This window comes from Actinopolymorpha alba DSM 45243 (assembly GCF_000373925.1).
GTDB classification, from domain to species: domain Bacteria; phylum Actinomycetota; class Actinomycetes; order Propionibacteriales; family Actinopolymorphaceae; genus Actinopolymorpha; species Actinopolymorpha alba.
In genome coordinates this window covers 1-20,960 of record NZ_KB892784.1, presented here as the reverse complement: position 1 = coordinate 20,960, position 20,960 = coordinate 1, and the positions used below count along the sequence as shown (strand labels likewise).

Here is a 20,960-nt window from a genome sequence, read left to right as displayed (position 1 = left end):
GGCAGCAGGGAAGAATCGCTGTCATGCAACGCACCCGGGAGGCTCGTTCCGCCGCCGGCACGGCCACACCGTACGTCGAACTCGACCGGGCCGCCTGGGCACGCCTGGCCGCACAGACACCGCTCCCGCTCAGCGCCGGCGAGGTCGAGCGCCTCCGCGGCCTCGCCGACGAGATCGACCTCACCGAGGTGCGCGAGGTCTACCTGCCGCTCACCCGGCTGCTCAACCTGTACGTCCGCGCGACGGGAGCCCTCCACCGAGCGACCCAGACCTTCCTGTCCGCGGACGCGCACGCCGACGGTGAGGACGTCACGGCCGCGCGGACGCCGTTCGTCATCGGCATCGCCGGCTCCGTCGCGGTGGGCAAGAGCACGGTCGCGCGGCTCCTGCGCGAACTCCTCGCCCGCTGGCCCGACCACCCGCGGGTCTCGCTGGTGACGACCGACGGCTTCTTGTTGCCGAACGCCGAACTCGAACGCCGTGGTCTCCTGCAACGCAAGGGCTTCCCGGAGTCGTACGACCAGCGCGCCCTGCTGCGCTTCATCGTCGCGGTGAAGTCGGGCGTTCCGGTGGTGACCGCCCCGATCTACTCGCACCTGAAGTACGACATCGTTCCCGGCGAACACCTCGAGGTGCGCTCACCCGACATCCTGCTCGTCGAGGGCCTCAACGTGCTGGCGCCGGCCCGCACCAGGGCGGACGGGCGGCAGGGCCTCGCGGTCAGCGACTTCTTCGACTTCTCGATCTACCTCGACGCCTCGCCGGCTGATGTCCGCGAGTGGTACGTACGTCGGTTCCTCGCGCTGCGGGAGACGGCGTTCCGTGACGAGGCGTCGTACTTCCGCAGGTACGCCGACCTCGACCACGACGCCGCGGTCGCCCGGGCCAGCTTCTTGTGGGACACGATCAACGGCCCCAATCTCGAGCAGAACATCGCGCCGACGCGGGGCCGTGCCACCCTGGTGCTGCACAAGGGTTCGGAGCACACGGTGACCCGCGTCCGCCTGCGCAAGGTCTGACGTCCCGACCCGAAATGATCACGTAAACGTGGTCATTCCCCACGATGCGCGGCAAATTGACCTAGCCTGGTGTGGAATGACCACGTTTACGTGATCATTCTCGGCCGGCTCAGAGGTCGCGCTGCCACTCCTGGGACTCCTCGACGACCTGGAACCCGAGTTCCACGTTCACCGCGACCATGGGACCGTTCTGGACGGCGTTCCAGGTGTCGATCCGGCCGACCTCAGGGTGCTGCTCGCTCAACACCCGCGTGTTGGCGACCTTGAGGGCCAGCCCCAGCCGGTGACCGCGATGCTTGGTCAGCACGAGCGTGTCCCACTGGAACGCCCGCCCCAGGTCGTGCCGCGGCACGGCGAGTTGCGTGTGACCGGCGATCACGCCGTCGGCTGCCAGCGCGATCGTGGTGTGGAGAGTGCGTCCCTGTGCGACGGCGTATGCCTCGGTCTCCCGCAGCCGGTCGACGTCCCAGACCTCCTGCTCGTAGTCGAGGTCGCCGGTGGGAGCTTCCTTCATCAGGAGCCCCTTGAGCTGCGCGTACTGCTCGGCGTACTCGTCGGGACACCTGCCGGACCAGGAGACCAGCTGGTACGCCGACGCCCGCTCGGCGGCCTTCGCGGCCAGCGCGTCGAGGTGGGCTGGCGGGATCGGAAGCCGCAACTGGCGGCGGATCTCGGTGTTCCGCAAGGTGAAGCCGCGGCGGCTCAGGAAGCCGATGCCCGGCCAGTCCGCCGGCTCGACACCGTCAGGCAGGCTCACGTCGGTGAGCAGGCTGGACCGGCCGTCGGAGCGGGCGCGTTCCTGGACGTACGCGTACATGGCCGTGCCGATCCCGCGACCTCGATGGGCCGGAGGCACCGCGAGCTCGAACATCGCCAGATTGGTGTTCTCGCGCAGGGGCAACTCGAGGTCACCCCCGCCGACGACCACGTCGCCGTCGTACGCCGCGAACGCCTCCCGGCGAAGGCTCTCGGAGCGACGCTGGAAGCTCGCCAACGCCTCGGGGTAGGTCCACAGCGGCGGGTCCACCCGGTCGGCTCCACGACCGGCCGAGATCGCCTCATGCCACGCGTGGAACCTCGCCTCGTCATCCGGATCGACTGGTACGACCTTGATCTCAGGAACCTGCACGGCCGTGAGCCTGCCACCTGCCGCCGTCCGCACGCCACGCAATATCGGTATCGACGATGCGCTGGCTGTTGTCAAGAATCAGCTGAGGGCGAGGGCATGCTCGACGGTGCGCGCGAGGTCATCGGCGACCCGTTGGGCATCCTCAAACGTCGGTGCCTCGACCATGACCCGCACCACCGGCTCGGTGCCGGACGGTCGCAGGATCACCCGGCCGGTCTCGCCGAGTTCGGCCGAGGCCGCCTTCACGGCCGCCAGCACCGCCGGGTCGGAGTCCGCTCGCGCCTTGTCGACACCACGGACGTTGACCAGAACCTGCGGGAGCCGCGTCATGACGCTGGCCAGCTCACCGAGCGACCGGCCGCTCGCCGCCACCCGGGCGAGCAGGTGGGCGGCGGTGAGGACACCATCGCCGGTGGTGGCGTGGTCGAGGAGTAGGACGTGCCCCGACTGCTCGCCGCCCAGCGTGAACGATCCCGCCTTCATCGCCTCGAGGACGTACCGGTCGCCGACCTTCGTCTGCTCCACAGCGATGCCCTCGCGCTGCATGGCGAGCATGAATCCGAGGTTGCTCAGGACCGTCGCCACCACGGTGTCACCGTTTAGCGCACCAGCCTCCCGCATGGCGACGGCGAGGATGGCGAGGATCTGGTCACCGTCGATGACGTTCCCCTGCGCGTCGACCGCGAGACACCGGTCGGCGTCGCCGTCGTGGGCGATGCCCGCGTCGGCACCCTCCTCGACCACGGCGGCGGCCAGCGACTCCAGATGGGTCGAGCCGCAGCGCTCGTTGATGTTCCAGCCGTCGGGCTCGGCGTGGATCGGGATCACCCTGGCGCCCAGCCGGCGCAGCGTCTCGGGGGCGGTGCGGTAGGCGGCGCCATTGGCGCAGTCGACGACCACGGTCAGGCCGTCGAGGCGGTGCGGGACGGTGGTCACGAGGTGGTCGACGTAAGTCTCGAAACCGTCGTGGTCTTCGCGGACCCGGCCCACCCCGAAACCGGTCGGGCGCTGCCAGGGCTCCCGCAGCCGGGCTTCGATGAGGTCCTCGATCGCATCGTCGAGCTTGTGCCCGCCGCGCGAGAAGAACTTGATGCCGTTGTCGGGCATCGGGTTATGGGAGGCCGACAGCATCACGCCGACGTCGGCGCCCATGCTCGCGGTCAGGTGAGCGACGCCGGGGGTCGGGAGGATTCCCAGGCGTACGACGTCGATGCCGGCGCTCGCCAGCCCAGCCACCACCGCGGCTTCAAGGAACTCACCGGAGGCGCGGGGGTCCCGACCGACCACAGCGGTCGGTCGGTGCCCCTCGAAGACTCCGGCCTCGCCCAGCACATGCGCGGCGGCGACGGACAGGTCGAGGGCGAGCTCAGCCGTGATCTCGCCATTGGCCAGCCCGCGAACGCCGTCGGTACCGAAGAGCCGGCCCACGATGCCGCCGTGCTTACCGCTTGGAGTACTGCGGAGCCTTACGGGCCTTCTTGAGCCCGGCCTTGCGGCGCTCCTTCGCGCGCGGGTCGCGGGTCAACATGCCGGCCCGCTTCAGCGGCGGCCGGTTGGTGTCGACGTCCACCTCGTTGAGCGCGCGGGAGATGCCCAGCCGCAGTGCGCCAGCCTGGCCCGTGACGCCACCGCCGTCGATGCGGGCGATCACGTCGTACTGTCCGTCAAGCTCGAGGAGCACGAACGGCTCGTTGACGTGCTGCTGGTGCACCTTGTTTGGGAAGTACTGCTCGAGGGTGCGGCCGTTGATCCGCCACTGGCCGGTGCCCGGGAACACTCGTACCCGCGCCACGGCCTCCTTGCGACGCCCGGTGGCGGCGGCCGGTCCGATCGCGACCGGACGGGGCGCGCTCGCCGGGGCCGGAGCGCTCTCGGAGCTGTAGGCGACGGTGCTGTCGCCGTCGCCGGGCTGACCAGCGTCAGCGGGCGCGTCGGCCTCGACGGCGACGCCCTCGGCCTCGACAGGAGTGGTGGTGGACTCGGCCACGAGATTCCTCACTTCGGCGCAGCGATCACTGCGAGATCTGGGTGATGTCGTACGTCTGGGGCTGCTGGGCCTTGTGCGGGTGGTCAGGCCCCGCGTAGACCTTCAGCTTCTTCAGTAGCTTCCGGCCGAGGCGGTTCTTGGGGAGCATGCCCCAGACTGCCCGCTCGATGGCCTTACGGGGATCCTTGTCGAGAAGCTCGCCGTAAGGGACGGCCGTGAGACCGCCGGGGTAACCGGAGTGCCGGTAAGCGAACTTGGTCTCGCGCTTGTTGCCCGACAACGCGACCTTGCCCGCGTTGACGATGATGACGAAGTCACCGGTGTCGACGTGCGGCGCGAAGGTCGGCTTGTGCTTGCCGCGCAACAGCGTCGCCGTCTGGCTCGCGAGCCGACCGAGGACGACGTCGGTCGCGTCGATGACGTGCCACTCGCGTGGGACGTCGCCGGGCTTGGGGCTGTAGGTGCGCACAGTCGTCGGCCTTCGCTGCTCGTCGTGTTACGCCATGTCTACCTGACATGGCAGGTCTTGGGTGTCAAAGCTCCGCAAATGCGGACTGCGCCAGACGCCGGCAATGCCTGCCCAGGGACGACCCTGGGACCTCCGGACGACCGCCGGCAAGCGCAACGACCGCCCAGAATACTCGCGGCTCGGCAGTGTGGTCAAAATGACCCCCGGCGTCCGGCCGCGAGGCGCGGCCGAGCGGCGATTTGTCCGAGGATTCGACCCCTGTCCGAAGCAGGAGCCTTCGGACAAGTCGCCGATTTCCGGTCGGTCGTCCGTCGACGCACGGGCCCGGTGACGCGCCGGGACGCGGCGATTCCAGGTTTATCCGAACGACAACCAGGTCCCGGCCAGGCCCTGCTGCTCGATCCCCGGTGCCGACCAGTCGCAGACGCCGTCAGGGAAGATGCCGCGCAGTCTGGACAGCTGCTCGCCGTTGAGTCGCCCGGCGTACACCCGCGGATCGACGGCCTGTCGCTGGCAGGCCACGATGTCGTTGGCGGTCGACCCGCCCGCGACCATCCGCGGTGACGGCCACACCGGATAGAGGGTGTTGCAGGTCGTCGTACCAACCCCCTCGACCTGGGGCTGGGCGATCTTGCGTGGCTCCGCGTCGCGGGTCCAGCACGCGTCGACGAGGCTGCCCGGTTTGTTCCGCATGAGCCGGGCCCGTGCGTTGCCGGGCCGGGTGTCACCCGCGATCGCCGTGAGCCAGGCGTCCATCTGGGTGAGGGCGTCCGCGACGACCGGACTCTGTGTACTGAACAGTCCGTACCTGTCGTCCTCCACCAGCATCACCTGGTTGGCATGGGTGCCGTTGACACTTTCCAGCCGCGCCCGCGTGGAGAACGACTGGAACCGCATGTGGATGTCACCGTTCGACGCGTCGTCGGTGTAGGCCCGGTAGTCGATGATCGGCATCGTCGCCAGACCGGCGCCGCCGTTGAGGAGCCGGCCGGTCCGGTACGCCGCTCGGGTGGCGCCAAGGTCGGCGACAGTCCGCTCGGCGACGTGGTTGGCGTCCGCGTCGAAGCCGCCGACCCTGGCATTGAGGTCGAGGAACTGCTCGGCGCTGATCGTGCCGTCAAGGAGAGCTTGCAGGCCGTACTGGATCCCCACGTTGTCGAGTGGCCGCCGGGCGAATCCGGTCTCCGAATCCCGGCCGTAGGCGTTCACCGTGTGGCTGTAGACGTCACACCGCGCGCCGGTCGGGTTGGTCGCCGGGTCGTAGCGCAGTGCGGCGGGAAGCTGGCCCGGGCAGAAGATCCGCGGGTCGATCCGCCCGCCCCCGCCGGCGAGGTTGGCGATGCTTTCCCACTTCCCGAAGCCGGACACGGCCCGCTGCTGCTCCCGGAGGAACGCGCCCGGCGCGAGCACCTTGAAGTAGTGGTCGAGCAGTCGGGCGTCGCTGATGGTGTGGATCGTCCCGAACCCCACCTCCGGGAAGCTGCAGGCGGCGACGATGCCGTCGAGCAGGCCCGGATAGTTGTCGCCGATCTGGTGCACCTGGTAGGAGCCGCCCGAGCAGCCCCACCCGATCGTGAACGCCGGAACGCCGTACGCCTCGACGAAGCGTTCTTTCACCATGCTCATCGTCTCCGCGGCGAGCAGGTCGTCGCAGTTGTTGCCGAAGACGTTGAGGGACGCCGACGCGACGGCGTACCCCTGCCGCAGCATCAGGTCGTCCATCACTCCACCGGTGTTGCGGCCCTGGATGTACCACCCACCCGCGCAGCCGCCACCGAACGTGTAGATGAGCCGGCCGTTCCATCCGGGCGAGCGCTGCCAGGCATCGGGTGCGGGAGACTCCGGATCGTGCAGGATCGCCGTCTCGTAGATGGCGCGGTTGATGGTGCCCGTCTCGACCCGGACGACGTACGGCACCCGGCGCCCCGCACTCGTCGTCGTCCACGCGAGGTCGGCCGGGCGGGTGGTGCCGGCGGGCAGGGGTACGAACCGGCCGTCCGTCGTTCGGTAGACGTAGTCGACGCGAGTGCGCACCGAGCACTCATCGTCGAGCGGCGCCCCCAGCTTGGCGCCGGTCACCAGCGTGAACTCCGCCGTGTCGCAGATGAACGGCTGCTGGTGCGGGCCCGCGAAGACCGGCCCGGTGATCGGATGGTTCGTCACGTCGAGCCGGCCCGCCGCTCCCCCACCTGACGCGGTCAGCGTGTTGTGTCCGAGCCGGAGCCCCTCGACGAGCCCGTCTCCGATGCGGGCCCGCGGATCGAACCTGAAGGCTGCGGTCACGTCCTCGCCGTTCAGATACACGTGAACGCCGGTCAGGGGTACGTCCGCTGGCGTGGACACCCGGACCAGCGCGTCACCTCCGCTCACCACAGCGGGGCGGGACGAGACGACGCTGAGGCCGATCCGTGCGGAGGCGTCGGCGTTCGCTGGGCCGGCGTTCGCTGTGCCGGCAGATGTCGCGGCGGCGTTGTTGCCGGCCACGGCACCTGGCGCCGGAGCGAGCGCGAGACCAAGGGCGGGAAGGACGGCGACGGCGAGGAGTCGACGTAACATGTCCGTCACAATGATCGATGGTCGGACCGCCGACCAGAAGCTTGTCCGCTTCCAGCACGTCCCATCCGGACGTCCAGGTGATGCCGCCGATCAGGACACGCCCGCGCCTCGGACACGCCGAGCGCCCTCCTTGGGCAGGTTTCGACCGACTTCGCTCCGGGGACCGCAGGGAATTATGGCCGGGATGATCGACCTTGATCCAGCACTCCAGCAGTGGCTGGGTGCGACGCCGTGGGAGTCCCCGCTACCCGGATGGACCCGCACGGGTGCGGCGGCACGGCTCAAAGCGCTGGCGACCGCGCACAACCTCACCCTCACCGCGTACGAACCCCCCGAGGAGGAGTGGGTCTGTGTCCGCGCCCACGACGCGACCGCGATCGCCTCCACGCTGTTTCCGTTAGCCTTCGTGACCGTCGGGCTGGATGAGGTTGTGTGCCGGTGGCTACCGGGGCTCACCGTCCTACCCCTCGCCTCGATGGTCGCGGCCGACTACCGCGCCTCGCCCGAACTACTCCGTGCCACGCTCCTGCGGTTCGGTTGGACGAACGACTTCTCCTCCGAAGGGTTCTGCGTGTCCGACCTCGTCGTGGAGAGCGTGGAGGGCGCGCTCACGGCGTGGTAGGGCTCACCGCGCCCGGCGGACGCGACCTTCGTCCCAGACCGGCTCGTCGGCCTCATAGACGTCGCCGTCGGCGCCGAAGATGAGGAACCGGTCGAACCCCCGGGCGAACCACCGATCATGGGTGACCGCGAGCACCGTTCCCTCGTACGCCGCGAGGCCTTCCTCGAGCGCGTCCGCCGACGCGACGTCCAGGTTGTCCGTCGGCTCGTCGAGGAGGAGCAGGGTCGCGCCGGACAGCTCCAGCAACAGGATCTGGAACCTCGCCTGCTGCCCGCCCGAGAGCGACTCGAAGGTCTGCTCGCTCGCCACCGCAAGCTCGTAGCGGTCAAGTGCGCGGGCCGCCTCCTCGCGTGGCATGCCGGCGCGATGCTCGTCGCCCCGATGGAGAATCTCCAGGAGGGTACGCCCGACCAGCTCAGGATGCTCGTGGGTCTGCGCGAACCACCCCGGACGCACCCGCGCGCCCAGCTTCGCCCGACCGTTGTGCGACACCGGCGCCACGACTATCTCGCCGACCGGCAGGTGCTCGGGTTCGGGCAGCGTGCCGCCGGCCGCGAGGAGGCGGAGGAAGTGCGACTTTCCCGAGCCATTCGAGCCGAGCACGGCCACCCGTTCGCCGTACCACACCTCCAGGTCGAACGGCTTCATCAACGCCGCGCCCGGAGCCACCTCACCTGTGTTGTTCGAGCTTTCAGCTTCGCTGCTGCCCATCCCCACCGCGAGCTCAAGCGCCTCACACACGACCGACCGCTTGCCGGTACGCCCGCCGCGCAACCTCATCTTGACGTTCTGCTCGCGCGGGATGGCCTGCGGTGGTCCGGCCTCCTCGAACTTGCGGAGCCGGGTCTGCGCCGCCTTGTACGCCTGGGCGGCGCCGTCGTTGACCATGGCCCGGCGCTTCATCAACGCCACGAACGCCTTGAGCTTGGCGTGCTGTTCGTCCCAGCGGCGGCGGAGTTCCTCGAGCTTCTCGAACCGCGCCCGGCGGGCCTCGTGGTAGCTCGCATAACCCTGCGGATGGGTCCAGACCGAGTTGCCGCCAGCCTGGAGTTCGACGGTGACGATCCGGGTCGCGGTGTTGGCGAGCAGCTCGCGGTCGTGACTGACGTACAACACGGTCTTGGGCGACTCGCGAAGGCGTTCCTCCAGCCAGCGCTTGGCGAGAACGTCGAGATAGTTGTCGGGCTCGTCGAGCAGCAACACCTCGTCGGGGCCACGGAGCAACGCCTCGAGGACGAGCCGCTTCTGCTCGCCACCGGACAGGGTGCGTACCTCCCGCCAGCGGGCCCGCTCGTACGGCACGCCGATCGCCTCGGTGCAACAGACGTCCCACAACACCTCGGCGTCGTACCCTCCGGCGTCCGCCCAGTCGGCGAGCGTCTGGGCGTAGCGCAGCTGGGTCGGCTCGTCGTCGCGCTCCATCATCGCCAGCTCGGCCCGCTCAACCGCCCGCGCGGCCTTCTGGATCGGCGGCGGCGCTACTGACAGCAGCAGCCCGGCGACGGTCGTATCGTCCCGCACGGATCCGACGAACTGCCGCATCACGCCCAATCCACCCGCCCGACTCACGCTCCCCGCGTGAGGGGCGAGGTCGTCGGCCACGATCCGCAGCAGCGTCGTCTTGCCGGATCCGTTGGCGCCCACGAGCGCGACCTTGGCGCCCTCGCCAACCCGGAAGGACACGTCATCCAGGAGCACCCGGCCATCGGGGAGTTCGTAGCGGACACCGGCGACATCGACATAACCCACGCGCGCAAGTCTTACGGCTGACCGGGGTGGAGCGCGAATCCTTTAGCATCGCCGCCCCTCTCCAACGCCTGCGCGGCCGGTCGGTGTAATCGGGAGGAGTCGGAGTCCGACCCCCAGCGCTGCGAGACCCATGACTCGCTGAAGGTACAGGCACATCAGGGGTGCGAACGAGAAGTCGGAGGCGGTAAACCATGAGCCCGGTGAGGCCGATCGCCGGCAGCTGGCGCTGCCCACGAGGCGGTCGGGGCCTCGGTGCAATGTCAGTTAGGCAGGTCGGCAATCCGGGTCGATAACGTGCGCAGCACCGCGAGTTCGTCGGAGCTCAAATGATCGAGGAAACGTGAGCGCACGGCGACGACATGGTGCGGGGCGGCTTCCTCCAAAACCCTGAAGCCACCGTCGGCCAGGTGCAGGATGCAGCCCCGCGCGTCCTGCGGATCGGGCTCCTTATCGATAAGTCCCCGTCCCTGCATGCGGGCCGCGTGGTGGGACAGTCGGCTGCGCGACCACTCCATCTTGGCGGCGAGGTCCTTGAGCGCCCATCGACGGTTTGGCTTCTCCGACAGTGTGCTCAGCACCTCGTAGTCCGCCGATGACAGCCCCGAGTCGCGGGCCAGGTCCCGGCCGAGCCGTGCCGGCAGCGCTATCAGCAGGCGTCGGAAAGCACGCCAAGCGTGTTCCTCGTCCTCGCTCAGCCAGGCAGTGTCCACCCGGTCACCGTACCCCTCGTTGACACGTCATAGAAATTCGACGTACGGTCGTTGACATGTCATCGAAAGCTCCGAACGCGCCCCTGAACGTCCTTGTCATCGTCGCCAGTACCCGCCCCGGGCGCCTCGGACCCGCGATCGCCGACTGGTTTGTCCGGGCAACCCTCCCGGAAGCCGCAGGCGACGGGATCATCGTCGACGTCGCGGACCTGGCCGACATCGGGCTGCCGCTGCTCGACGAGCCCGAGCATCCCTCCAGCGGCATCTACGTTCACGAACACACCCGCGCGTGGAGCCGGCGGGTGGCCGCGGCCGACGCGTTCGTGGTGGTCACACCTGAGTACAACTACGGCATGCCTGCGGCATTGAAAAACGCCTTCGATTTCCTCTACCACGAGTGGGCGTGGAAGCCGGTGGGGTTCGTCAGCTACGGCAACACTTCGGCCGGCACCCGGTCGGTACAGATGACCAAGCAGGTCGTCACAACCTTGAAGATGATGCCCATCGGCGCCACCGTCGCCCTACGTATCGCCGACAGCACCCACAACGGGCAGGTCATCGAGTCCGCAGGACTCGATGAAGCCGCTCGTGGAGTACTACATGAGCTGACCCGGGTGGCCTCAGCGATGCGATCCTTGCGCACCGGGACCGACAGTGACGACACCAGCATTCCCGGACCGGTCGACGGACTGAGGCTGACCACCGCCCGGCCTGACGACCTGGCCGAACTGCTCGTGCTCCAACGGTGCTGCTGGGTGCAGGAGGCCCTCGCGAACGACACCCTCGACCTGCAGCCGCTCCGGGAGACACTCGATGACCTGCGCGCATCGATGTCGACCTGGCAGCTGTGGTGCGTACGCCGGCACGGCCGCCTCGTCGCGGCGGTCCGAGCCCGGGCACATGAGCGGGCGTGGCTGATCGGTCGCCTCATGGTGGCTCCCGACCAGGCCGGGAACGGCATCGGTTCCTGGCTGCTCTCGTACGTCGAACGGCAGGCCCCCGAGGAAACCACGCACTGCGAACTGTTCACCGGCCACCGAAGCACGCGCAACATCAAGCTCTACGAGCGCGCCGGCTATGCCCTCACCGCCGCCGACGGAACCCCGGACGGCAGCGTCTACCTCACCAAACAGCGCCAGCTGAGTGCCTGAATCCCCGTGGTCAACGGGGCACCCAGGTGCGAGAGCCGAACCAAGAACGAGCGGGACAGCGCGATTTCTGGTCGGAGTTAGCCGAGTTGGAAGTGCCAGACGGCCACGGCGTGGTTGGTCCAGGCGGCGCGGGTTGCCTCGGGTACGAGGCAAAGTAGGGTCCAGGGCCAGTCCTGCCAGCCACCGATCTCTTGGGTCGGCTCTGGAACTGGCCTGACATCGGCTGTACCTCAGTGAGACCGTGGAAACTCCAGGGGGTCATAGCACTGCGGAAGCTCCACGATCTGGGCTGGCGCGCCCATCGCGAAAGCTGCCGCGCCCGCATCTTGCTGGACCTCACGCGCCGGTCGTCGTCAGCAAGACCCATCCAGGAACGCGCCAAGGCCCGCAAGCTGCGCCCGCGCCGTCTCCTCGGGAAGTTCCGCACCCTGCCAGGTGTCGCTGAACTCCGACTCGACGACGATCCAGCCCGTGTAGCCGACGTTCCGCAGCGCCCGCAGGATCGCACCCATGTCGAGCCGGCCCCGGCCGATCTCGGTGAACGCAGGCCCGGTCGAGTGATCCGTGACGTCGCGGAGATGGAGGTACGCCAGACGAGAGCCGAACCGCTCGACAAACTCCGGAACGTCCATCCCGGCGTACGCCACCCACCCAAGGTCGGCTCCGAGCGTGATGTCCTCGGCGGGGCAGCGTTCCACGATCGCGGAGATCACTCGGGCCCCGTCCGCGATCTCCCTGGCATGGTTGTGCACCGCCACCTCCACACCGGCCGCCTCACGGCAGGCACGACCGAGCCGGGTCAGGCTGGCCGCGAGCTGGTCGAGCTGGCTCTCGGACGGGCGGGCCGGAAGCGCGTTAATGCTCACGACCAGCCGGTGACAGCCCAACGCCGGTAAGAGCGAGGCCTGCGCGACGTGGGCGTCGACCGCGGACGCGTCGTCGGGGTCCCACCACCGAGCACCGGCGTGAGCACCTGTCAGGACAAGGCCGCCAGCCCACTCGGACATTTCCGCGAACGCCCGCGGCTCCCGCACTGGAAGGCAACGCAGGGCGGTCTCGAAGCCGGCGTACCCGATCCGGCCGATCTCCCCCATCACCTCGCCCAGCCGAGCGGTGAGCCCAGCGTCCCCAAGAGTCTGCAACCACGGGCGAGCCTGGCAACCGACGGACCACCTGGGCACCGCGTCTCCGGAATCCACGCCGCACATCTCCCCTCAGAGCCTCACTGTTTGACTGCGCCGGCGATACCTTCGACGAAATAGCGCTGGAGAAAGAGGAACACGATGATGACGGGCAGCAGGCTGATCGTGCTGGCCGCGTTCATCTGCGCGTAGCTGGTGAAGTTCTCACCCTGGAACGAATAGACCGCGACCGCGAGGGTCCGCAGGTCCGGCTGGCTCAGGGTGAGCACCAACGGCAGCAGGAAATCATTCCAGCTCGCGATGAACTGCAGGATGATGACCGTGGCGGTCACCGGCTTGGCCAGCGGCAGGAAGATCTGGACGAAGATCCGGAAGAAACCCGCCCCGTCCATCGTGGCCGACTCCTCGAGTTCCTTGGGGAGTTGGCGAAAGTAGCCAGCGTAGAGCAGGAGTTGGATGATGTGCGCCTGCCCGCTCTCGGCAAGGATGATGCCGAACAACGTGCCGTCAAGATTGAGTTTCGTGATGAGGTCGAAGATCGGAATGATCGTGTAGCCCTGCGGCAGGAACACCAGCGCGGCGAGTATTCCCACCAGAATCCTTCGGCCAGGGAACGCATACCTGCCAAGCGCATAGCCCATCGTCGCCGTCGTACACACCACGATCGCCACGCCGCTCACCGTCACGACGACGGTGTTGAGGAAGTATTTCCCGATCTCGGCGTCGACCCAGGCCGCGGCGTAGTTACTCCAGTACCACTTGGTCGGAAACAACCCCAGGCCGGCGAACACCTTGCCGTTCGGCCGGACTGACGCCGACATCATCCAGAGGAACGGATAGATCCACACGAACGCGAGCGGGGTGAGGATGGCGTACGTCACCAGCCTCCGGACTCGACCCGCGGTCACCGCGGTGCTCCCGCGAACCCACCGCCGCCCCGGCGAAACTTCCGGACCGCGAAGATCTGCGCGACCGCGACCACGATCAGCAGGATCCCGAACAACACGCCCGCGGCGGACGCATAACCGAGCCGCTGCGTCGACACCTGGCCCTGCGCGCCGAACGCCATGCGATAGATGTAAAGCTCCATCACTTCGGTGGAGAAATACGGCCCGCCGTGGGTCAGCGCCTGCATGAAAGCGAAGACCTGCATGTTGCCGACCAGGACCACGAGCGTGATGATGATCGCGAACGGCGTCAGCATCGGCGCGGTGATCGAGATCGTACGCCGCCACCAACCGGCGCCGTCGACCTGCGCGGCTTCATACAACTCTTGCGGGATGGTCTGGAGCCCGGCCAGCCAGTAGATCATCGGCTGGCCGAGCCATTTCCACACGAACAACCCGATTGCCGTCCACATCACGGTGCGCGGGTCGGTGAGGAATCCGATCGGCTCGTCGATCAACCGCAACGACTGGAGGGCCTGGTTGGCTGGACCGTTGAAACTCGAGAACACCATGCTCATGACGATGCTGACGATCGCCGTGGTCGTGACGACCGGAATGAAGAACAACGTGCGGAACACCGGCGCCAGCTTCAGCGAACGATCGTTGAGGACGATCGCGAGCGCCAGCGACAGCGCCAACTCGATCGGCGTCGCCACGGCCGCGAACCACGCCGAACGCCCGAACGCCTTCCAGAAATATTCGTCGGCCATCAGGTCGCGGAAGTTCTGGAATCCAACGAAATACTTCGCGGCGTCGAGCCCACTCCAGTCGAAGAACGCGTAATACCACGACATGACCAACGGATAGAACGAAAACATCAGGATCAGCACGAAGCCCGGCAGCATCAGCAGATAGACGGCACGCGCGTCCCAGATCCGCTGGCCCAGCCCAGTCCGCCGCCTGGCGGGCACGTCAAGCCGCACCTGATCCGATGTGGTCATCAGCCGTCATCCCCAGCCGTCACCCTCGGGCGCCATCCGCGGCGGTCATTTCTCGTAGAGCGTGGTGTAGGCCTGCCTGGGATCCCAGTCGGCGAACACCCAGTCGTCACGGTCGACCTCGGCGCCACGTGACCGGGCCTTCTTGATCGCGTCCTCGAGCGATTTCTCCAGCCGGTCGTTCAGGCCGCGCATCGCGTGTTCGACGCTGCCCTTGATCCGCCCGGTGTAGAGGCCGACGAGCGTGTCACTGAAGCCGGGTTGGGCCGGCACCTGGGATTCATACACCTTCGTGACGTCAGGATTGCGAACGGCGGCTTCCGGGCGGAGCACCGTGTGGTCGGCGCCGAGTTCGAGCGCCTTCTGCTGCAGCTCGTCCAGCTCGAGCTTGGCGACCGCCTGCGGGAACTGCGGTGGGTCGGCGGCGCCATTCCGCAGACCCCACTGCACCTGTCCTTCGACGGTGGACAGGTAGCTCATCACATCAGCGATCACCGACCCGAGAGTGGATTTGCTCGAGAAGACGTAGCTGTTCGAACCACCGGGGCCGTACGTCAACGGCCAGACGTCGTCATGATCACGCTGGGGCGGCAGGTTGAGTCCCAGGTGGAATTCGGGATTCTCCTCCCGCCAGGGAACGATGTTCCACGGCCCCTGCATCATGATGCCCGCCTGGCCCTGAGGCATCCGGGCCCGTGCTCCCGGCGCGTCGAGATTCACCGAATCCGGATGTGCACTGCCGTCGGACCTGATCGCGAGCATCAACTCGATCGCCTCGATGACGATCGGATTGGTGACGTTGTAGGTGCCGGTACGCAGGTCGATGCCGTCGGCGCCGCCGTGTACCCCGGCCATCTCGCACATCGCGTTGACCGGGCCGGAAAGGCCGCCCGGCTGCGCGAGGCCGAAGATGATGCCGTAGTAGCGGCCCTTTCCCTGCTTGGTGATCTGCTTCGCCACGTCGCGAAGCTGCGGCCAACTAAGGATCTCGGCGTTCAGATCGACATCGAGGTCCTTGACCAGATCCTGGTTGAACAGCAGCAGGTTGTTGATGCGCGCCTGGCCGGTCAGCGGCAGCGCGTACGTCTTGCCTCCGAAGTCGGTCACGCCGGCCGCGAAGGCACCAGCCGGATAGCGTGCCTTGACCGCCGCGAAATCCGGGATGATGTCGTCGTACGCCCCGATCCAGTCGTTCGACACCGCCATTCCCATGGTGATCTGACCCGGCAGCTGAAAGACATCCGGCGCCGTGCCGTTACGTACGCCAAGGGTGACCACCTGGGTGATCTGGTTCCAGTTCGTGCCGTCGTACCGCACCGAGATATTGGGGCGTTTCTTTTCGTATTCGGCGAAGAACGCCTCGAAGAATCGCGCCTTCATGTCGCCGCTGTCCATCCAGCGCAATTCCACCTTGCCGGTCGGCAGGTCGACCTTGGCGTCGGGAATGCGGATCCGGCTGGCCGCCGAGCCGCCCTTGCTCGGGCTCGGCGCGGCGCCCTCCTGGCCGGTGTCAGAGGTGTCGACGCACGCGGCGGTGGCAAGGCCCGCACAACCAGCGCCGAGCAGCCCCAACACCCTCCTCCGGGAAAGTCGTCCAGTGAAGACGCTCGGGTCCGGTACGCGGGTCATCTCACCCTCCCTCTCCTGCCTGTCGAGTCGACCGGCCGGCCGGCAAGGTCACCATCGGTCCACGCCGTGAACATGGGTGCCATCGGCACGGGCCCGATGCTCCCGGTACTGCGCGACGACCGTCAATCCCTAGTTCACTGGTCGGGATTAACGAGTCGGATCGCCGCCAGCCGCCGCACCGGGCACCGGCATGATCCTCGGGTCGTCAGGCGGGTCGGCCATGAACTCCTCCAGACTCACGACCGTGCCAGTGACGGCTGAGTAGTTGGCGGCCAGCGAGACACAGATACTCTTCGCGGCCTCCCGGGCGGTCGCCCGAATCGCACCGGGATCGTTGCGCCGCAGGATCGAGACGAACTCCTGGTCGATGTTCCAACCAGCCGGCGCCGGCGTCTGGCTCGGATCGGCACCTGGCCGGAAGACGGTTGTCCCGCCCAGGTTGATGCGGACGAGAAGGTTCCGCGCCGCGACGTCGACGCCGTTCGAGCCGGGAATTCCGGGAAAGAGGGCGTAGGTCGTGTGCAGGCTGCCGACGGCGCCGTTCGCGAACCGCAGGCTGACCGCGCTCGCGTCCCAGTTGGGCAACTCCTCGTGCGGGATGGCGTTGTCGGCGTAGGTCGCGTAGACCTCTTTGACGTCCCCGGCGAAGTACCGCATGAGGTCGATCAGGTGCGTGGCCTGCTCGAACACCTGGCCCCCGCCGATCCGCCGGTCCCTGATCCAGGGGATCGGCGGGATCGTCCAGTACCACCACCCGGCGAGCATCGTCGGCGGACTCTCGCCCAGCGCCGCACGGGCCGTGTCGGTGACGGGGCTGTAGCGCCACTGGTAGCCGACCGTACAGAGAACGCCGTACCGCTCCACCGCGTCCGCGGCTGCCTGCGCCGCCCGCACTGACGGCGCCAGCGGCTTCTCGACGAAGAGGTTGATCCCGCGTTCCGCGGCGAAGGTGATCTGCTCCGCGTGCTCGTCGGCCGGCGTACACAGGTATGCGACGTCCGGCTTGGTCCGCTCGAGCAGCTCGCGGTAGTCGCAGGCTGACGCCGCACCGAACTCGTGGGCGAGCGCGTCGGCGGCGTCCTGGCGTACGTCAGCGCAGCCCACCACGCGGACGTCCGGCATCTCGGAGAGGTTGTTCGCGTGCGCACGGCCCATCCGGCCCGAACCGATGATCACTGCCGAGATTGTCATCAGGCCGTCCTCCGGTCCGCGGCTGCCGCCGGCAACAGCGCGCGAAGATGGTTGACCGACCGGCGCAACTCGTCGACGCCGTCGGCCGGACGGCATTCGAGCCCCATCCAGCCCCGGTAACCGCGCTCGTGAAGGGCGGCGAGTACGGCGCCGAAGTCGATCCGGCCGGTGCCCGGCAGACGGCGCTCGGTGTCTGACAGATGCAGAAGCGCGAGCTGGTCCCCGGCCGCGGCGATCTTGCTCGGGATGTCCTGGGCTTCGCGCTCGCAGTGATAGGTGTCCACCATCGTCGCGATCCGCGGCGAGCCGATGGCGTCGCACAATGCGGCACCCCGGGTCGGGTCGGTAAGGAAGTGCGTCTCAGCCTGGTTGAGTGGTTCGATCGTGACTGTGACGGGGAGGTCCGCGACCCGCTCGGCGATCTCGGCGAGTCCGGTGAGCAGCACCGCGGTCTCGAGTTCGACCAAGGGGACCACCGGATCGAACGCCGGCAGCCGTGGTCCACCGAAGACCGGCACCACGATGAGGTTGGAGGCGCCCACGGCCGCCGCCGCCTCGGCGTACTCGACCACCCGATCGCAGGCCACCGCCCGCTCAGCGGAGCTGCGGGACAGCAGGCAGGGATCGCGCAGCTGCGAGTAGACGGCACCAACCGGCAGGCCGCTCTCGCTCAGCGTGCGGCGGTTGGCCGCCTCGGTGAGGGTCACCATCCGGACGTCGATGCCGTCGAACCCCGCCTCCCGGACGAGCCCGATCTTGTCCTCGAGCGAACGATCACCCAGCATCTGCTCGGCACACGACAGCAGCACGGCCCAACACCCCTTGAACGTCGTCGGTGGTCAGCGGTTGGCGGTGCGGTCTCTCGACCCCGCGGCATGAATCCGGCCGGCTGTTCACCACCAACCGTCGGGTACAGGAGCGTTGGTCGAGCCACGCCGTGGGAGAATTGCGTGATTGTTTCAACAAATATGGATCGCTCACGGGCATCGTCAAGATGGAAAGGCGGACTTGGCGTAATGCGGCCGGGCTGGGGCTACGCGGACACCAAAGGCAGCGGGGATGCCAAGGGCAACGGGGGCGCCAACAGCTATGCGGGCGCCAACCACCAGAGCGTCAAGCACCGCAACCGCGCGCTCATCTTCCGCGCGATCCACGCTCTCGGCCCGATCGCGCGGGTCGATCTGGCCCAGCAGACGGGGCTCAACCCGGCGACCGTCTCGCACATCGTCGAGGATCTCCTCGCCGGCGGCCTCGCCCGGGAGACGGGTTACCGGTCCTCCTCCAGAGCGGGGCGCCGTCCGGTCTCCCTCGAGATCAATCCCGCCGCGAGGTACGCGATCGGCGTTGACCTCGCGCGCAACGCCATCACGGCCGCGGTGGTCGACCTCTCCGGGCGGGTACGCGAGCGGCTCGTCGAGTCGGCCGACAGTCCCTGGCGTGGTGACCTCGCCCTGCCCACCGCGGGGCGAATGGTCGAGGAGTTGCTCAGCCAGCTCACCGCGGCCGAACGCGCCGCCCTCATCGGCATCGGCATCGGCGCCCCTGGGCCGGTGAGCATCCGCTCAGGCCGCTACCTCGCTCCCAGGTCGTTCCACGCTTGGTACGACCTGGACCTCGTCAAGGACCTGCAGGACCGGCTCCGGCTTCCGGCGTACGTCGACAACAACGCCAACACCAGCGCGCTCGCCGAGCTTTGGTTCGGCGCCGGGCAGGGCACCGACAACTTCGTCCTGTTGAACATCGGCACCGGCGTCGGCACCGGCCTCGTCCTCGACGGCGACCTCTACCGCGGCAACCACGATCTGGCCGGTGAGGCCGGCCACCTCAGCGTCAACCTCGACGGCCCACGCTGCCGGTGCGGCAACTCCGGCTGCCTGGAGATGTACGTCGCCGTTCCCCGAGTCCTCGCCGCACTGCGGGCGGCGCGCGGCGGCCTGGACGGCGACGTGACGATCGAGCAGGCGATCTCGGCGCTGCGCCAGGGCGATCCGCTGACCCACCGCGTCTTCGCCGAGGTGGCCCGCCATCTCGCTGCCGGCATCGTCACCATCATCTACACGCTGGATCCCCAGCTGATCCTGCTCGGTCGTGAGCTGTCGACCGCGGGCGAGGCCCTGCTCGCGCCCGTTCGCGCGGAGGTACGCCGCCGAGTCTTTCCCGCGCTCCGGGACGCGGTCACGATCGAGCAGGCCACCCTGCCGGACGCGCCCGTCATCGGCGCGGCCACGCTGGCCCTCCGGGAGTTCTTCCAGGCCCCACTCGACCAGCCCACCGCACTCCCCCACTGACGAGCGACCGGCGTTTCAGGGGTCCGGCATTCCAGGGGTCCGGCATTCCAGGGGCGCATGCATAGCGGCGAGGCGGACCCGGCGTCTACATGGGTGGCAGGTCAACGGAGGGAGCCACGTGGACGCGCGATCTGAAGCCGAGTTTCGTGAATTCGTCGAGGCCAGGTCACTCGCTCTCTTACGAACGGCGTACCTGCTCTGCGGCGACCAGCACCGGGCCGAGGACCTCGTGCAGGGCGCGCTCGCCAAGCTGGCGCCGCGCTGGCGGAAGGTCGAGGAGCCCGAGGCATACGTCCGGCGCGTTTTGTACCACGACCAGGTGAGCTGGTGGCGGCGCCGGAGCCGATCCAGCGAACACCTCGTCGAGCGTCCACCGGAGTCTCCCGCCAGTACCGCCGCCAGCCAGCACCCCACCGATCACGCTTCCGCGGTCGACCGCCGGATTGACGTACGCGCTGCGTTGTCGAAGCTCGGCCCGCGCCAACGAGCGGTGCTCGCGCTGCGGTACTTCGAGGATCTCCCCGAAGCCGAGGTCGCGCACATGCTGGGGTGTTCGGTCGGCACCGTTCGCAGCCAGACCGCACGGGCCCTGGCCAGGCTGCGAACCGTGGCCCCCGAGCTGGCTGACCCCAGGCCCCAGTCATCCACTCCCGCGGAGGTACACCCGTGAACGAACAACTGATCCGCGAGGCCATGACAGGTCTTGCGCACGAGGTCCGGCCGGTACCTGGGATGGCCGACCTGGCCCTGCGCCAGGCCCGCCGGCGCCGGCACGCCAAGCGGGTAGCGGTCGCCGGTGGCGCGGCGCTCGCGCTGGTCGGGACGGTCGCGGTGCCCGGCGCCGTGGCCGGCCTGCAGCGGACGTTCTTCGCGCCGGCGGGCGGCGACAGTCCGAGGACACCACCGACTCCGACTCCCGCGCCGACCACGACGCCGACCACAGCGCCTCAGCCCACGCCGACGACAACGCCCACCAGTTCACCCACTCCGACAAAGGCGCCCACCGCGACGCCCACGGCGCCCGAGCCGACTCCCACGGCGCCCGAGCCGACGCCCACCAGCTCACCCACCCCGACAAAGAGGCCCACCGCGACGCCCACGGCGCCCGAGCCGTACCCCTCCCCGAGTCCGACCCGTCCCACCCAGCGTTAAACCGGCGGAGGGCGCCGGGCACGGCGCACTGTCGTCGGGCCCGGCCCTTCCCTAGACGACTGATTCCTAACTCAGTGGTCGTAGGCGATGAGGGATCGGGTGATGGGGGTGCCGGTGTTGTGGTTGTGCCAGATGGCGGTGGCGAGGGCGAGGAGGCGTTGGGCGATGCGGGCGTAGAGGCTTTCGGGGGTGCGGGCGCCGTGTAGTTCGAGGGAGAGCTGGCCTTTGCCGGTGTCGAAGACTGATTCGATGAGCTGGCGGATGCCGGCGAGGTTGCCGAA

At 68.3% G+C, this 20,960-nt stretch carries 19 protein-coding genes and 1 pseudogene; 6 read left to right on the top strand and 14 right to left on the bottom strand.

The window, feature by feature from the left end:
• Positions 1–23 precede the first annotated feature (23 nt).
• On the top strand, positions 24–1,019 hold the full coding sequence (gene coaA / locus B141_RS0128630; RefSeq protein WP_020578625.1) for a type I pantothenate kinase: 996 nt from the start codon (positions 24–26) through the stop codon (positions 1,017–1,019).
• A gap of 109 nt (positions 1,020–1,128) precedes the next feature.
• On the opposite strand, the gene B141_RS0128625 is transcribed toward coaA, so the two are convergent.
• From B141_RS0128625 to B141_RS0128605, 5 genes are all read right to left on the bottom strand, one after another.
• Positions 1,129–2,148 carry a GNAT family N-acetyltransferase gene (locus tag B141_RS0128625; RefSeq protein ID WP_202805953.1) on the bottom strand — a complete coding sequence of 340 codons (1,020 nt, stop codon included), beginning with the start codon at positions 2,146–2,148 and terminating at the stop codon, positions 1,129–1,131.
• 78 nt (positions 2,149–2,226) lie between these two features.
• Positions 2,227–3,576, bottom strand: a complete 1,350-nt coding sequence (glmM, locus tag B141_RS0128620) for a phosphoglucosamine mutase (protein WP_020578623.1) — start codon at positions 3,574–3,576, stop codon at positions 2,227–2,229.
• Between the two features lie 13 nt (positions 3,577–3,589).
• Positions 3,590–4,135, bottom strand: coding sequence for a 30S ribosomal protein S9 (rpsI, locus tag B141_RS0128615; protein ID WP_020578622.1), 546 nt, complete (start codon positions 4,133–4,135; stop codon positions 3,590–3,592).
• A gap of 25 nt (positions 4,136–4,160) precedes the next feature.
• A complete protein-coding gene (rplM, locus tag B141_RS0128610; RefSeq protein ID WP_020578621.1) occupies positions 4,161–4,604 on the bottom strand; it encodes a 50S ribosomal protein L13 in 444 nt (147 codons plus the stop codon).
• 357 nt (positions 4,605–4,961) lie between these two features.
• Positions 4,962–7,160 carry a DUF6351 family protein gene (locus B141_RS0128605; protein ID WP_020578620.1) on the bottom strand — a complete coding sequence of 733 codons (2,199 nt, stop codon included), beginning with the start codon at positions 7,158–7,160 and terminating at the stop codon, positions 4,962–4,964.
• A gap of 184 nt (positions 7,161–7,344) precedes the next feature.
• On the opposite strand from B141_RS0128605, the gene B141_RS0128600 reads away from it, so the two are divergent.
• Positions 7,345–7,782, top strand: a complete 438-nt coding sequence (locus tag B141_RS0128600; RefSeq protein WP_157181368.1) for a hypothetical protein — start codon at positions 7,345–7,347, stop codon at positions 7,780–7,782.
• Between the two features lie 3 nt (positions 7,783–7,785).
• Here B141_RS0128600 and B141_RS0128595 read toward each other — a convergent pair whose 3' ends face one another.
• Together B141_RS0128595 and B141_RS0128590 are read right to left on the bottom strand one after the other, a co-directional pair.
• A complete protein-coding gene (locus B141_RS0128595; protein WP_020578618.1) occupies positions 7,786–9,531 on the bottom strand; it encodes an ABC-F family ATP-binding cassette domain-containing protein in 1,746 nt (581 codons plus the stop codon).
• A gap of 260 nt (positions 9,532–9,791) precedes the next feature.
• Positions 9,792–10,241: a MarR family winged helix-turn-helix transcriptional regulator gene (locus B141_RS0128590; RefSeq protein ID WP_020578617.1), complete on the bottom strand. Its 450-nt coding sequence runs from the start codon at positions 10,239–10,241 to the stop codon at positions 9,792–9,794.
• A 56-nt stretch (positions 10,242–10,297) separates the two neighbouring features.
• Here B141_RS0128590 and B141_RS0128585 point away from each other — a divergent pair, with 56 nt between their 5' ends.
• Positions 10,298–11,392, top strand: coding sequence for a bifunctional NAD(P)H-dependent oxidoreductase/GNAT family N-acetyltransferase (locus B141_RS0128585; protein WP_020578616.1), 1,095 nt, complete (start codon positions 10,298–10,300; stop codon positions 11,390–11,392).
• Between the two features lie 353 nt (positions 11,393–11,745).
• On the opposite strand, the gene B141_RS0128580 is transcribed toward B141_RS0128585, so the two are convergent.
• The 6 genes from B141_RS0128580 to B141_RS0128555 form a co-directional block, all read right to left on the bottom strand.
• Positions 11,746–12,591 (bottom strand): sugar phosphate isomerase/epimerase family protein, encoded by an 846-nt coding sequence (locus B141_RS0128580; RefSeq protein WP_157181367.1) that lies wholly within the window; start codon positions 12,589–12,591, stop codon positions 11,746–11,748.
• Between the two features lie 23 nt (positions 12,592–12,614).
• Positions 12,615–13,442, bottom strand: a complete 828-nt coding sequence (locus B141_RS0128575; RefSeq protein WP_026257648.1) for a carbohydrate ABC transporter permease — start codon at positions 13,440–13,442, stop codon at positions 12,615–12,617.
• Positions 13,439–14,422 carry a carbohydrate ABC transporter permease gene (locus B141_RS0128570; RefSeq protein WP_020578613.1) on the bottom strand — a complete coding sequence of 328 codons (984 nt, stop codon included), beginning with the start codon at positions 14,420–14,422 and terminating at the stop codon, positions 13,439–13,441. Before B141_RS0128570 ends, B141_RS0128575 begins: the two co-directional genes overlap by 4 nt.
• Positions 14,423–14,467: 45 nt before the next feature.
• Complete coding sequence (locus tag B141_RS0128565; RefSeq protein WP_084678585.1) at positions 14,468–16,048, bottom strand: ABC transporter substrate-binding protein; 1,581 nt, start codon at positions 16,046–16,048, stop codon at positions 14,468–14,470.
• A gap of 147 nt (positions 16,049–16,195) precedes the next feature.
• A complete protein-coding gene (locus tag B141_RS46270; RefSeq protein WP_020578611.1) occupies positions 16,196–17,239 on the bottom strand; it encodes a Gfo/Idh/MocA family protein in 1,044 nt (347 codons plus the stop codon).
• The gene (locus tag B141_RS0128555; protein ID WP_020578610.1) at positions 17,239–18,048 is read right to left on the bottom strand and encodes a sugar phosphate isomerase/epimerase family protein; all 810 of its coding nucleotides are present in this window, start codon (positions 18,046–18,048) and stop codon (positions 17,239–17,241) included. Before B141_RS0128555 ends, B141_RS46270 begins: the two co-directional genes overlap by 1 nt.
• 207 nt (positions 18,049–18,255) lie before the next feature.
• Between B141_RS0128555 and B141_RS0128550 the strand changes: the two genes are divergently transcribed.
• From B141_RS0128550 to B141_RS50920, 3 genes are all read left to right on the top strand, one after another.
• Positions 18,256–19,527: an ROK family transcriptional regulator gene (locus B141_RS0128550; protein WP_020578609.1), complete on the top strand. Its 1,272-nt coding sequence runs from the start codon at positions 18,256–18,258 to the stop codon at positions 19,525–19,527.
• A 118-nt stretch (positions 19,528–19,645) separates the two neighbouring features.
• Positions 19,646–20,197: a SigE family RNA polymerase sigma factor gene (locus B141_RS0128545; protein ID WP_020578608.1), complete on the top strand. Its 552-nt coding sequence runs from the start codon at positions 19,646–19,648 to the stop codon at positions 20,195–20,197.
• Positions 20,194–20,679, top strand: coding sequence for a hypothetical protein (locus B141_RS50920; protein ID WP_020578607.1), 486 nt, complete (start codon positions 20,194–20,196; stop codon positions 20,677–20,679). Before B141_RS0128545 ends, B141_RS50920 begins: the two co-directional genes overlap by 4 nt.
• Before the next feature lie 71 nt (positions 20,680–20,750).
• Here B141_RS50920 and B141_RS43325 read toward each other — a convergent pair.
• Positions 20,751–20,960 (bottom strand): annotated as a pseudogene (locus tag B141_RS43325) (IS982 family transposase); the annotation flags it as partial.

What these genes read in the sequence shown, in the direction of transcription:
- B141_RS0128570 (WP_020578613.1), bottom strand. Translation starts at nt 14,422, where the DNA reads ATGACCACATCGGATCAGGTGCGGCTTGACGTGCCCGCCAGGCGGCGG.
- B141_RS0128565 (WP_084678585.1), bottom strand. Translation starts at nt 16,048, where the DNA reads ATGACCCGCGTACCGGACCCGAGCGTCTTCACTGGACGACTTTCCCGG.
- B141_RS46270 (WP_020578611.1), bottom strand. Translation starts at nt 17,239, where the DNA reads ATGACAATCTCGGCAGTGATCATCGGTTCGGGCCGGATGGGCCGTGCG.
- coaA (WP_020578625.1), top strand. Translation starts at nt 24, where the DNA reads ATGCAACGCACCCGGGAGGCTCGTTCCGCCGCCGGCACGGCCACACCG.
- B141_RS0128585 (WP_020578616.1), top strand. Translation starts at nt 10,298, where the DNA reads ATGTCATCGAAAGCTCCGAACGCGCCCCTGAACGTCCTTGTCATCGTC.
- B141_RS0128605 (WP_020578620.1), bottom strand. Translation starts at nt 7,160, where the DNA reads ATGTTACGTCGACTCCTCGCCGTCGCCGTCCTTCCCGCCCTTGGTCTC.
- B141_RS0128600 (WP_157181368.1), top strand. Translation starts at nt 7,345, where the DNA reads ATGATCGACCTTGATCCAGCACTCCAGCAGTGGCTGGGTGCGACGCCG.
- B141_RS0128550 (WP_020578609.1), top strand. Translation starts at nt 18,256, where the DNA reads ATGCGGCCGGGCTGGGGCTACGCGGACACCAAAGGCAGCGGGGATGCC.